Here is a 12,655-nt window from a genome sequence, read left to right on the forward strand (position 1 = left end):
CAACGATGATGCAAAGCTCCCCTCACTTGAGCCATTGGCTGCGCCAGCAGCGCGAAGGCCACCTGCCGGATTCGCCCTGGCTGGGCCATGACCCGCAGCCCAGTGCGCTGCTGGATGCCGAGGCCCGGCCGCTGGACCTGAACCCGGCGTTGCGCCAGTGGCTGGAGGGCGCGACAGGGGATGGGTTGGCGGCCTGGCTGCCGGTCAACCACCCGGCCCTGGTGCGGGCCTGCCTCGACCAGCAACGGCCGATCGAGGACGTCGAGGCCCAGTGCGGCGAGCGGATCCTGCTCTGGACCTTCATCCCCGACCCGTATCGCCAGCGGGTCCTGGCCCGTTGCCGCGAGGCCACCACCCAGGTGCAGGCCGAGCGCGAGTCGGCCAGGGCCCGGCGGCTGTATCGGCTGATCACCGAGAACACCACCGACCTGATTTCCCGGCACGCCCCCGACGGCTGCTTCCTCGACGCCTCGCCTGCGTCCTGGACCCTGCTCGGCTACTGGCCCGAGGAGCTGCGCGGCATGCCCGCCCGCAGCCTGTTGCACAGCCGCGGGCTGGCCGGGCTGATGCAGCGCACCGGGGATGCCCTGGAGCAGGACGGCTACCACACCATGACCTATCGCATCCGCCATCGCGACGGCCACTACCTGTGGTTCGAGACCGCCTGCCGGGCGATCCGCGAGACCTACACCGGGGCGGTGGTGGAGGTGGTGGCGGTATCCCGGGACATCACCGCCCGGGTCCAGGCCGAGGAGAACAAGCGGCGCCTGGCCGAGGTGGTGGAGGCCAACCCCGATCCGGTGCTGTTCGTCCAGCCGGGCGGCAGCGTCACCTACCTCAACCCGGCCGCCCGGCGCGCCCTGGGCCTGGAGCCCGGGCAGGCGATGCCCGAGCTGGCGGCGATCCTCAGTCCGGCGGTGCTGCAAAGCCTGCAGCGAGAGGGCTGGGAATGCGCCGAGCGCACCGGGCGCTGGAGCATCGAGACTCGCTTGCAGCCGCCCTCGGGCGGTGACTCGGTAGCGGTGTCGCTGATGCTCCTGGCGCACCGGGCGGCCAGCGGCGAGCGCTTCTATTCCCTGGTGGCCCATGACCAGAGCGAGCGCGAATTGCGCGAGGCCCAGCAGCGTCATCACCAGGACGAGCTGGCCCATACCGCGCGTTTGGTGACCCTGGGCGAGCTGGCCTCGGGCATCGCCCACGAGATCAACCAGCCGCTGGCGGCGGTGGTCAACTATGCCAATGCCAGCCAGCGCTATCTGCAGGCACTGGACACTCAGCCCCAGGCCGCGCGGAAGGTGGCCCAGGGCCTGGAGCGCATCGCCGAGCAGGCGACCCACGCCGCCGAGGTGATCAAGCGCCTGCGGGCGTTCCTGCGCAAGGGCGGGCGGCGGCTCCAGGCCCTGGACAGCGCCGAGGTGGCCCGGGAAACCGTGCGCCTGTGCGCCTGGGAAGCCCAGGCGTGCCAGGTGGTGATCGAGCTGCGCCTGGCGGATAATCTGCCGCCGGTCTACGCCGACCGGGTGCTGCTGGAGCAGGTGCTGCTCAACCTCTTGCGCAACGCCATCGAGGCCAATCGCGAGGTCCATGCGCAACAGGCCTCGCAGATCGTGCTCCAGGCCGTGGCCGGCGCCGAGGGTGGGGTCTGCATCAGTGTCAGCGACCAGGGCCCCGGGGTTTCTACCCAGCAGCTGGCGCAGTTGTTCACCCCGTTCTACACCAGCAAGGCCAATGGCCTGGGCCTGGGGCTGTCCATGAGCCGCAGCATCGTCGAGGGTTTCGGTGGCGACTTGCAGGCCCGGCCCCAGGCCCGGGGCCTGCGCATGGACTGCCATCTGCCGGCCACGGCCCCGCTTGAGACCGACCCATCCATTTCCCCGAATACAGGAGCAAGGCCATGACGAGTGCGACGCAGCAGTTGGTGTACGTGGTCGACGATGACCCGGCCATGCTCGACTCCACGGTCTGGCTGCTGGAGTCGGTGGGCCTGGCGGCCGTGCCCTTCACCAGTGGCCGCGAGTTCCTCGAGCATTGCGACCCGAGCCGCAACGCCTGTGTGCTGCTGGATGTGCGCATGCCCGGCATGGGCGGGTTGAATGTCCAGGAAGAGCTGCGCCAGCGGGAAATCGACCTGCCGCTGATCTTCGTCAGTGGCCATGCCGACGTGCCCATCGTGGTCCGCGCGTTCAAGGCCGGGGCGGCGGACTTCATCGAGAAACCCTACAACGAGCAACTGCTGCTCGATAGCGTGCAGCAGGCGCTGAACCGCGCCGGCAGCCGCCAGCGCCAGGGCGCCGGGCAGGCCCGGGTGCTGGAGCGCCTGGAGAGCCTGACGCCACGGGAAAAGGATGTGCTGCTGCCGCTGGTGCGGGGCTACACCAATCGCGAGATCGCCGAACAGCTGGGGGTCAGCATCAAGACCATCGACCTGTACCGCTCGCGGGTGATGAAGCGCATGCAGGCCGAGCATCTGCCGGAGCTGGTGGGCATGGCCATCGCCGCCGGCCTGGTGGATCCGTTGCAATTGCGCTGAGGCCTGGCCTCAGGCCACGGCGCTGTGGCTCGGGCCTGTGCCCAGCAGGCGTTCGATGGCACCGCTGAGCAGGTTCTCCAGCAAGGCTTCGCGCTCGCGCTCGCCCAGGGACTGTTCCTGGAACCAGCTGGGGGCGGTATTGAGCAGGTTGGCCACCGCATGGGCGGTGGCCCGGCGCGCGGCTTCCCCTTGCCCGACCGGCGTGCCCAGCAGTTGCAGCAACTGCTGTTCGTAGCCTGCGCGCAATTGTTCGACGCGCAACTGCTGGTCGGGGTTCAGGCAGCCGCTGTCGCGCTCCACCAGGCGAAAGTGCCGGGGCAGTTCCCGGTGCAGTTTCAGGTGGGCGCGGATCAGCGCCACCAGGCAGCCGTCCTGGAGCTTGCGCCGCTGCAGGCGCTTGAGGGTGCCGTGCAGCTCATCGAAGAACTCCTCGATCAGGTCCAGCAACAGGTGCTGCTTGCTCGGGTAGTGGTGATACAGCGAACCCGGCGTCAGCCCCAGGTGGCTGGCCAGCTCGCGCATGCCGACCTGGCCGAAGCCCTTGCTGGCGAACAGCTCCAGGGCCTTGTCGCGGCTTTGCGCGAAGCGCGAGCAGCGTTCAGCCATAGGCATGGAAGCCACGTCCGGTCTTGCGGCCCAGGTAGCCGGCGGCAACCATTTCCTTGAGCAACGGGGCGGGGCGGTACTTGCTGTCGTTGAAGCCGTCGTAGAAGGCTTCGAGGATCGCCAGCAGGGTGTCCAGGCCGATCAGGTCGGCCAGGGCCAACGGGCCGATCGGCTGGTTGCAGCCCAGGCGCATGCCGGCGTCGATGTCCTCGGCGCTGGCCAGGCCTTCCTGGAACACCAGGATCGCCTCGTTGATCATCGGCACCAGGATGCGGTTGACCACGAAGCCCGGGCGGTTGCCGGCGGTGATCGCGGTCTTGCCCAGGCGCTGGGCCATGTCCATGGCCAGGGCATGGGTCGCATCGCTGGTCTGCAGGCCACGGATCACTTCGATCAGGCCCATGACCGGCACCGGGTTGAAGAAGTGCAGGCCGATGAAGCGCTCCGGGGCGCTGACGCTGGCCGCCAGCTGGGTGATGGACAGCGACGAGGTGTTGGAGGCGATCACGCACTCGGGGCCGACCTGGGCGGCGATCTGCTGCAGCACCTTGAGCTTGAGCTCGAGGTTCTCGGTGGCAGCCTCGATCACCAGCTGGACATCCTTGAGCGTGGCGTAGTCGGTACTGATGCGGATGCGCTCCAGGGTCGCGAGCTTCTGCTCCTCGCTCAGGCCGCCCTTGGCCACTTGCCGGTCGAGGTTCTTGCCGATGGTGGCCAGGGCCTTTTCCAGGGCGGGCTGGGCGATGTCCAGCAGGGCCACGGCAAAGCCCGCCTGGGCGCAGACCTGGGCGATACCGTTACCCATGGTGCCGGCGCCGATCACACCGATGTTCGCAAGATTCATCTTCAGCTCTTCCTTTGTTCGTTGCCTTCGCGGAGCATGGCGGCCATGCCTTGCACGGCCCATTGTCGAGCGCGAGTCTAGGGCCCCGCACAGGGGCCGGACTATGCCGAAAGCGGTCAACCGTGCTGGCGTTTTTTGCCACAGCGGCCATGCCGGAGGACAGCTGCCAGATGCGCGAAACCGATTCGGTCGCCGCTTATTACCTGCGGGTCATGACCCACGCCCTGCAATCGCGGCCGGCGCGCCTGGCAGCGCTGCTGGCCGAGGTCGGCATCGACCCTGCGCTCCTCGAGCAGCCCCGGGCGCGGGTGCCTGGCAGCGCGTTCGCGGCCCTGTGGCTGATGCAGATCCGTGAATTGCACGACGAGTTCTTCCAGCTCGATTCCCACGGCTTGCCGCCCGGGGCCTTCGCCCTGATCTGTCGTGGACTGATCCAGGAGCCGAACCTGGAGAAGGCCCTGCGCCAGTGCCTGAACAATTTCGGCCTGTTCCTGCGTGACCTGCGTGCCAGCCTCAGCGTGCGCGGCAAGCGTGCGGTGATCAGCCTCCAGAGCCAGGGCGCCGAGCCGCTGCGCGCGCACTACGCCGAGGAAACCCTGCTGGTGCTGGTCATCAGCCTGCTGTGCTGGTTGGGTGGACGGCGGATTCCCATCGATCGCGCGGAGTTTCGCCATGCTCGCCTCAGCCTCGACGACGACGCGCTGCTGTGGGGCAGCAACCTGACCTGGAACGCCGGGCGCACCGAAATCGAGTTCGCCAGCCGCCTGCTGCGCCTGCCGGTGGTCCAGGACCTGGCTTCGCTCAAGGTATTCCTGCGCAGCGCCCCGCAGTGGCTGGTGATCCGGTTTCGCAACCAGCATGGCCTCACCACCCAGGTGCACCAGCGCCTGCGGGGCAGCCACTACAGCCAGTGGCCGACCCTGGAAGCCTTCGCCAGTGAACTGCAGATGAGCCCCAGCACCCTGCGCCGGCGCCTGGAGCGCGAAGGTGGCTCCTACCAGGAGATCAAGGACGAGGTCCGGCGCAACGTCGCCGTGGACCTGCTGCGCCGCTCGGCGGCCAGCATCGGCGAGATCGCCGAATTGACCGGATTCCAGGAGCCCAGCGCTTTCCACCGGGCCTTCAAGAAATGGATCGGCGAGAGCCCCGGCCGCTATCGCGCGCGTTTCCAGCCCGCAGGGCCGGGCTAGCCAGCGGCGCCGGGGCCTGGCGCGGGCTTTACTGGGGACGGGGCCTATAGGGCGCCATCAGCACCACCACGGCGTCGAGCAGCGCTTCCTGGCGCTCCGGGGCAAAGCGTTCCGGTTCCACCGGCTGGACCATCTTCCAGCCATCGCCCATGGCGCAGATCTGGTCGGCCAGCAGCTCGGCATCGATATCGTCGCGGATATCGCCCTGGGCCTGGCCCTTGGTCAACATCGCGGCGAAGGACTGGCGGAAGCGGCAATAGCGTTGCTGGAAGATATCGGCCAGGGCCTGTTCGTGGCGGGCGTGGGTCAGCAGGTGGAAGAGGGCGGCGAGCAGGGCGTTGGTGTCGCCGCCCTTGCCCCAGCTCAGCCAGCTGGAAATGATCGTCTTGATGTCCACCCGGGGCTTGGCGGCCTCGCGCTCGAGCACGGCGTCGAACTGGTCGAACAGGTCCTGCGCGGCGGCGGCGAGCATCTCTTCCTTGTTGGCGAAGTAGTAGGTCACCGCGCCAGTGGTGCAGTTGGCATATTGGGCGACGCGGCGCATGGAGGTGCCGATGTAGCCCTCTTGCGCCACCACGGCGACCACCGCTTTCAGCAGCTCTGCGCGCTTCTCCTCGTGGTTGCCGAGCGGGCGCCCCCGTCGCGCGGGACTGCCGGATTTGCCGCTTGCTGTCGTGGGGGATGGGGAGAGTCGAGAATCATGCATAGGAATCAGTGGGGTCTTTGGCTTGCCTGTCGGGGGGAAGTGGACTTCCTTGTGAGCCGTCAGCATAGGTAATTTCCGGGGCAAAAGCATCCGCGACCAATGGACGAAACTACCCGTTTTCAGGGTGAAAGCGCCGTGCTAGAGCGCTTGCCGTCATGTGCCCAATACTCCGGGCCGATACTCAGGGGCAGCTGCGTCCCGGCATCTGGATGCCATGCTGGCGGACCCGGCGGTACAAGGTCGCCCGGGAGATGCCCAGGGCCTTGGCGGCGGCCACGGGTTTCCAGCGATGGCGCACCAGGGCATCCAGCAGCGCCTGGCGTTCCGGGCTGCTCGCCGGGTCCGGGGCCTGGGTAGCGATTGCCTGGGTACTGGCCCGGTGCAACTGCTCCGGCAGGTCCTGCAGTTGGATCACCGGCCCTTCGCACACCGCGCAGGCATAGCGCAGCACGTGGCGCAGCTGGCGCACGTTGCCCGGCCAGCGATAGCCCAGCAGGCACTCCAGGGCCGCGTCGCCCAGTTGCAGGGGCGTGCCGCAACGCTGGGACTCTTGCTCGACGATCTTGGTGATCAACGCCAGGCGGTCGCTGCGCTCGCGCAAGGGCGGTAGCTGGAAGCGCGCGCCGCCCAGGCGGAAATACAGGTCTTCGCGAAAGCTGCCATCGGCCACCAGCGCTTCCAGGTCGCGGTGGGTGGCGCAGATCACCTGGATATCCACCGCCTGGCGCCGCGCGGCGCCCAGCGGCGCCACTTCGCCCTCGGCCAGCACCCGCAGCAGGCGGGTCTGCAAGGCCAGGGGCATGTCGCCGATCTCGTCCAGGAACAGGGTGCCGCCGTCGGCCTGTTGCAGCAGGCCCTGCATGCCTTTGCTGGAGGCTCCGGTGAAGGCCCCGGCGACATAACCGAACAGTTCGCTCTCGATCAGGTTTTCCGGAATCGCCGCGCAGTTCAGCGCCACGAACGGCCGCTCGCGCCGCTGGCTGGCCTGGTGCAACTGGCGGGCGAAGACTTCCTTGCCGCTGCCGGTCTCGCCCTGGACCAGCACCGGCAGGTGGCGATCCTTGACCCGTACCGCCAGGCGCAGGCTCTGCTCCACCCTGGGGTCCAGCGCCTGCCCGGCCAGTTGCAGCCGTGGCCGGCTGGCCGGCCTGCGCGGCGCTTGCAGGCGACCGTGCAGCTCGCCATCCAGGGGCCATAGTGCCTGGTCCCTGGCGCGCTGCAGCAACTGGGTGTCGAACACCTGGGCGATGTGCCGGGGCAACTGGCCGTGGCGGCGCAGCAGGTAGGCCCGGGCGGCGGGGTTCAGCGCTTGCAGGCAACCGTCGTCGTCCCAGGCCAGCAGGAAGTCCGGCTGGCTGTCGACATAACCCGGGCTGGCGTGGGCCCGCAGGACCCAGTAGCCCTGGGCGCTGCTCATGAAGAACGCCTGCTCGATCGCCCGCGCGCTCTGTACCACCAACTGGCGGATCAGGTGCTGGGAACGGCGATCGTCCGGCGAGCGCACCGCCGAGACGTCCAGCACCCCCAGCAGCCCCCCCTGGGGGTCGAATACCGGGGCCGCGGAGCAGGTCAGGCCGATGAAGGCAGCGCGAAAGTGATCGCGCTTGTGCACCGTCACCGCGGCGCCGCTGGTGAGCACCGCGGCCACGCCGCAGGTGCCTTCCTCGCCCTCCGACCAGCAGGTGCCCAGGTACAGGCCGGCCTTGCGGCAATCGTTGCGGATGGCGGACTCGACCCGGTAGTCGATGGTGCGGCCCTGGGCGTCGGTGAGCAGCACGCAGTAGTCGGCATCGCGCACCTGGCCATGCAGGCGCGCCACTTCTTCGCTGGCGATGCGCAGGAACAGCTCCGAGCGCTCGCGGCACTGTTTGAGCAGGTCTTCGGAGAGGATGCGTGGCCCCTGCAGCGAGGCCGGGTCCAGGTGGTGCTGCTCCATGGAGCGGCGCCAGGAGTCGAGGATCAGGTTCGGCACGGGCGCCTGGGGCAGGTGCGCGGCGTTCTTCAAGACCCGGCTGACGCAGTCGACATGGGCGCGGGAATGGGCGGAAAGCATGACAGGCCTCCGGTTGCAGCTTCTTATCGTTGTGGGCGCATTAAGCGCCGATCCGCGCCTGCGGACAAGCACCGGCTGGCCCGGCGGCGAGGTTGAGACGCAACGTCTCAAGGTCTCGCCTCTGCCCCGTGCAACCTGACATGCAACGTCTCACCGGCACCACCGGGCAAGGCGCCGAGGCCTGCGTGCCAGGCGCTCTGCGGCGGGCTTTTGCGCAAGGTTTTCGACAACTGGCACCGGCCTTGCTCTGGCTCTTGGCAACCCGCCGCAGGTTTCCCGCGGCGGCGGGCCCATCCAAGAACAAGAACGAGGTATGCCATGCACTGTCCTGGCCGTGAACTGCCTGTGGTGACCTTATGAGCCGCCGCCCGTTGAGTGTCGGCATCATCGCCAACCCGGCCTCGGGCCGCGATGTGCGCCGCCTGACCGCCAATGCCGGGCTGTTTTCCAGTACCGACAAGGTCTGGGTGATCCAGCGCCTGCTGGCGGCCTTCGGCGCCACGGGTATCGAGCGGGTGCTGATGCCCACCGACATGACCGGCATGGCCGCCGCGGTGCAGAAGAACAGCCGCAGCCGCCAGGCCCGCGAGCAGCACTGGCCGGAGCTGGAGTTCCTCGACCTGACCCTGCGCCAGAGCGTCGAGGACACCCGCCAGGCTGCACGGTGGATGGCCGAGCGCGAGGTGGCGCTGATCGCCGTGCTCGGTGGCGACGGCACCCACAAGGCGGTGGCGGCTGAGGTCGGCGATATCCCGCTGCTGACCCTGTCCACCGGCACCAACAACGCCTTTCCGGAACTGCGCGAAGCCACCAGCGCCGGCCTGGCCGGCGGGCTCTACGCCAGTGGCCGGGTGAGTGGCGAGATCGCCCTGCGACGCAACAAGCGGCTGCTGGTGCGCGAGCCGGCCCGCGGCCTGTGCGAAGTGGCCCTGGTGGACGTGGCGGTGTCGCCCCTGGCCTTCATCGGGGCCCGGGCCATCAGCCGCGCCAGCGACCTGGCCGAGGTTTTCGTGACCTTCGCCGAGCCGCAGTCCATCGGCATTTCCGCGCTCTGCGGGTTGTGGCTGCCGGTGACCCGGCAACAGCCCCACGGCGCCTGGATGCGCCTGGCACCAGGTTCGCCCGAGGCGCTGCTGGTGCCCCTGGCCCCAGGGCTGTTGCAAGGCTGCGGGGTACTGGAGGCCGGCTACCTGCAACCCGGCCAGCCCCAGCCCCTGTGCCTGGGCGCCGGCACCCTGGCCCTGGATGGCGAGCGCGAGATCGAGTTCAACCCCGGTGACCGGCCCACGGTCACCCTGGATGCCGGCGGCCCGCTGAGCATCGACGTCAACGCGGTCCTGGAACACGCAGCGCGCCAGCGCCTGCTGGCCATCGACCGCAGTCACCGGCAACACCCCATGAACCTTCAGCCTGAAGACACCCCTGGAGAATAAAAATGTCGACACCCCTGAACGCTGACCAGCTGCTGCACGCCTACCGGGTGATGCGCACCATCCGCGCTTTCGAAGAGCGCCTGCATGTGGAGTTCGCCACGGGCGAGATCCCCGGTTTCGTCCACCTCTACGCCGGCGAGGAAGCCTCGGCCGCCGGGGTCATGGCCCACCTGCGCGATGACGATTGCATCGCCTCCAACCACCGCGGCCACGGTCATTGCATCGCCAAGGGCGTGGACGTCTACGGGATGATGGCCGAGATCTACGGCAAGAAGACCGGGGTCTGCCAGGGCAAGGGCGGCTCCATGCACATCGCCGATTTCGAGAAGGGCATGCTCGGTGCCAACGGCATCGTCGGTGCCGGGGCGCCGCTGGTGGTGGGCGCGGCCCTGGCGGCCCGGCTGCAAGGCAGCGACGGCGTGTCGGTGGTGTTCTTCGGCGACGGCGGCTCCAACGAGGGCGCGGTGTTCGAGGCCATGAACATGGCCTCGGTATGGAACCTGCCGTGCCTGTTCATCGCCGAGAACAACGGCTATGCCGAGGCCACGGCTTCGAACTGGTCGGTGGCTTGCGACCATATCGCCGACCGCGCCGCAGGTTTCGGCATGCCCGGGGTGACGGTGGACGGCTTCGACTTCTTCGCCGTGCATGAAGCCGCCGGCGCCGCCGTGGAACGGGCCCGGGCCGGGGAGGGACCGTCGCTGATCGAGGTCAAGCTGACCCGCTACTACGGCCACTTCGAGGGCGATGCCCAGACCTACCGCGCCCCGGACGAGGTCAAGCATTACCGCGAGCACAACGACTGCCTGATGCAGTTTCGCCAGCGCACCACTCGCTCGGGCCTGGTACAGGCCAGCCAGCTGGACGGCATCGATGCCCAGGTGCAAGCGCTGATCGAAGACGCGGTGCGCAAGGCCAAGAGCGATCCCAAGCCGAGCCCGGCCGATCTGCTCAGCGACGTGTACGTCGCCTATCCCTAAGAACCTGCTCACGATCTGCTGCGCTTAGCTCATGCGGCGTTAAAAATGGCTGAGCGTCGCTCGCTAGATCGTGAACAGGTTCTAAAGCCATCTCCAAGAACAACAAGAGACCATCATCATGGCGAGAAAAATCAGTTACCAGCAGGCCATCAACGAAGCCCTGGCCCAGGAAATGCGCCGCGACCCCAGCGTGTTCATCATGGGCGAAGACGTGGCCGGCGGCGCCGGCGCCCCCGGCGACAACGATGCCTGGGGCGGCGTGCTGGGCGTCACCAAGGGCCTCTACCACCAGTTCCCCGGGCGGGTGCTGGATACCCCGTTGTCGGAAATCGGTTACGTCGGCGCCGCCGTGGGCGCGGCCACCCGGGGCGTGCGCCCGGTGTGCGAGTTGATGTTCGTCGACTTCGCCGGCTGCTGCCTGGACCAGATCCTCAACCAGGCGGCCAAGTTTCGCTACATGTTCGGCGGCAAGGCCCAGACCCCGCTGGTGATCCGTACCATGGTCGGCGCCGGCCTGCGCGCCGCGGCCCAGCATTCGCAGATGCTCACCTCGCTATGGACCCATATCCCCGGGTTGAAGGTGGTCTGCCCCTCGTCGCCCTACGACGCCAAGGGCTTGCTGATCCAGGCCATCCGCGACAACGACCCGGTGATCTTCTGCGAGCACAAGCTGCTCTACAGCCTGCAAGGCGAGGTGCCGGAGGAGTCCTATGCGATTCCCTTCGGCGAGGCCAACTTCCTGCGCGACGGCAAGGACGTGACCCTGGTGTCCTACGGGCGCACGGTGAACACCGCGCTGGACGCGGCCCGCAACCTGGCCGGGCGTGGCATCGATTGCGAGGTCATCGACCTGCGCACCACCAGCCCGCTGGACGAGGACAGCATCCTGGAAAGCGTGGAGAAGACCGGGCGCCTGGTGGTGATCGACGAAGCCAACCCGCGTTGCTCCATGGCCACCGACATCTCCGCCCTGGTGGCGCAAAAAGCCTTCGCCGCCCTCAAGGCGCCGATCGAGATGGTCACCGCGCCCCACACCCCGGTGCCGTTCTCCGACGCCCTGGAAGACCTGTACATCCCCGACGCGGCGAAGATCGAGCAGGCCGTGCTGAACCTGATCGAGTGGAGCCGCCGATGAGCCAGATCCATACCCTGACCATGCCCAAGTGGGGCCTGTCGATGACCGAGGGCCGGGTCGATGCCTGGCTCAAGGAGGAAGGCCAGAGCATCAGCAAGGGCGATGAAGTGCTGGACGTGGAGACCGACAAGATCTCCAGCAGTGTCGAGGCGCCGTTCTCCGGCATCCTGCGTCGCCAGGTGGCGCGCCAGGACCAGACCCTGGCGGTGGGCGCGCTGCTGGGCATCGTGGTGGAGGGCGAGGCCAGCGCCGCCGAGATCGACGCGGTGATCGAGCGTTTCCAGGCCAGCTTCGTGCCGGGTGACAGCGCCGCCGAAGACAGCGGCCCGGCGCCGCAGAAGATCGAGCTCGATGGCCGCCTGCTGCGCTATTTCGAGCGCGGGGAAGGCGGCACGCCGCTGGTGCTGGTGCACGGTTTCGGCGGCGACCTCAACAACTGGCTGTTCAACCATGAAGCCCTGGCCGCCGGGCGCCGGGTGATCGCCCTGGACCTGCCGGGCCACGGTGAGTCGGCCAAGGCCTTGCAGCGGGGTGACCTGGGCGAGCTGAGCGAAGTGTTGCTGGCGCTGCTGGATCACCTGGACATCGCCCAGGCGCACCTGGTGGGGCATTCCATGGGCGGAGCGGTGTGCCTCGACACCGCACGCCTGGCGCCGCACCGAGTGCGCTCCCTGACGTTGATCGGCAGTGCCGGCCTGGGCCATGAGATCAATGGCGATTACCTGCAAGGCTTCGTCGAGGCGGGCAATCGCAATGCGCTCAAACCGCAGTTGGTGCAGCTGTTCTCCAACCCCGAGCTGGTGAACCGGCAGATGCTCGACGACATGCTCAAGTACAAGCGCCTGGAAGGGGTGCAGCAGGCCCTCGGGCAGCTGGCCGGCACGCTGTTTACCGACGGTCGCCAGCAGGCCGACCTGCGTTCGGTGGTGCAGGGCGGCGAGCAGCCGGTGCTGGTGATCTGGGGCAGCGACGACCGGATCATCCCGGTGAGCCACAGCGCCGATCTCAAGGCGCAGGTCGAGGTGCTGCCGGGGCAGGGGCACATGGTGCAGATGGAAAGCGCGGAACAGGTCAACCGCCTGATCCTCGACTTCATCCAGCAGCACTGAGGTTCGCTGCGCCGGCCAGGGGGCCGTCGCAGCTCTACGACAATCAGGAGAAGCCACGATGAGCGTTTC

General features: G+C 68.2%; 11 protein-coding genes. 7 read left to right on the plus strand and 4 right to left on the minus strand.

Features of this window, described 5'->3' with window-relative positions; all coding sequences use genetic code 11:
- Nucleotides 1-8 precede the first annotated feature (8 nt).
- Nucleotides 9-1,898 carry a PAS domain-containing sensor histidine kinase gene (locus tag GDH07_RS09120; protein ID WP_152897180.1) on the plus strand — a complete coding sequence of 630 codons (1,890 nt, stop codon included), beginning with the start codon at nt 9-11 and terminating at the stop codon, nt 1,896-1,898.
- Entirely contained in the window at nt 1,895-2,530 is a 636-nt protein-coding gene (locus tag GDH07_RS09125; protein WP_152897181.1) for a response regulator transcription factor, read from the plus strand. Before GDH07_RS09120 ends, GDH07_RS09125 begins: the two co-directional genes overlap by 4 nt.
- Before the next feature lie 9 nt (nt 2,531-2,539).
- Here GDH07_RS09125 and GDH07_RS09130 read toward each other — a convergent pair whose 3' ends face one another.
- Nucleotides 2,540-3,136 (minus strand): TetR/AcrR family transcriptional regulator, encoded by a 597-nt coding sequence (locus GDH07_RS09130; protein WP_152897379.1) that lies wholly within the window; start codon nt 3,134-3,136, stop codon nt 2,540-2,542.
- A complete protein-coding gene (locus GDH07_RS09135; protein ID WP_152897182.1) occupies nt 3,129-3,980 on the minus strand; it encodes a 3-hydroxybutyryl-CoA dehydrogenase in 852 nt (283 codons plus the stop codon). Before GDH07_RS09135 ends, GDH07_RS09130 begins: the two co-directional genes overlap by 8 nt.
- Nucleotides 3,981-4,150: 170 nt before the next feature.
- Between GDH07_RS09135 and GDH07_RS09140 the strand changes: the two genes are divergently transcribed.
- Complete coding sequence (locus GDH07_RS09140) at nt 4,151-5,170, plus strand: AraC family transcriptional regulator (RefSeq protein ID WP_053138470.1); 1,020 nt, start codon at nt 4,151-4,153, stop codon at nt 5,168-5,170.
- Nucleotides 5,171-5,198: 28 nt separating this feature from the next.
- Here GDH07_RS09140 and GDH07_RS09145 read toward each other — a convergent pair whose 3' ends face one another.
- Both GDH07_RS09145 and GDH07_RS09150 read right to left on the minus strand, forming a co-directional pair.
- The gene (locus GDH07_RS09145; RefSeq protein WP_425502101.1) at nt 5,199-5,942 is read right to left on the minus strand and encodes a TetR/AcrR family transcriptional regulator; all 744 of its coding nucleotides are present in this window, start codon (nt 5,940-5,942) and stop codon (nt 5,199-5,201) included.
- Between the two features lie 115 nt (nt 5,943-6,057).
- On the minus strand, nt 6,058-7,929 hold the full coding sequence (locus GDH07_RS09150) for a sigma-54-dependent Fis family transcriptional regulator (RefSeq protein ID WP_152897184.1): 1,872 nt from the start codon (nt 7,927-7,929) through the stop codon (nt 6,058-6,060).
- 356 nt (nt 7,930-8,285) lie between these two features.
- On the opposite strand from GDH07_RS09150, the gene GDH07_RS09155 reads away from it, so the two are divergent.
- From GDH07_RS09155 to GDH07_RS09170, 4 genes are all read left to right on the plus strand, one after another.
- Nucleotides 8,286-9,362 (plus strand): ATP-NAD kinase family protein, encoded by a 1,077-nt coding sequence (locus GDH07_RS09155; RefSeq protein ID WP_022643585.1) that lies wholly within the window; start codon nt 8,286-8,288, stop codon nt 9,360-9,362.
- A 2-nt stretch (nt 9,363-9,364) separates the two neighbouring features.
- Nucleotides 9,365-10,342, plus strand: coding sequence for a thiamine pyrophosphate-dependent dehydrogenase E1 component subunit alpha (locus tag GDH07_RS09160; RefSeq protein WP_022643586.1), 978 nt, complete (start codon nt 9,365-9,367; stop codon nt 10,340-10,342).
- A 118-nt stretch (nt 10,343-10,460) separates the two neighbouring features.
- Nucleotides 10,461-11,477 (plus strand): alpha-ketoacid dehydrogenase subunit beta, encoded by a 1,017-nt coding sequence (locus GDH07_RS09165; RefSeq protein ID WP_022643587.1) that lies wholly within the window; start codon nt 10,461-10,463, stop codon nt 11,475-11,477.
- Nucleotides 11,474-12,586: an acetoin dehydrogenase dihydrolipoyllysine-residue acetyltransferase subunit gene (locus tag GDH07_RS09170; RefSeq protein WP_152897185.1), complete on the plus strand. Its 1,113-nt coding sequence runs from the start codon at nt 11,474-11,476 to the stop codon at nt 12,584-12,586. The genes GDH07_RS09165 and GDH07_RS09170 overlap by 4 nt, the downstream gene beginning before the upstream one ends.
- The last annotated feature ends 69 nt before the right edge of the window (nt 12,587-12,655 follow it).

The organism is Pseudomonas piscis (assembly GCF_009380155.1).
In the GTDB taxonomy this organism is placed as follows: Bacteria; Pseudomonadota; Gammaproteobacteria; order Pseudomonadales; family Pseudomonadaceae; genus Aquipseudomonas; species Aquipseudomonas piscis.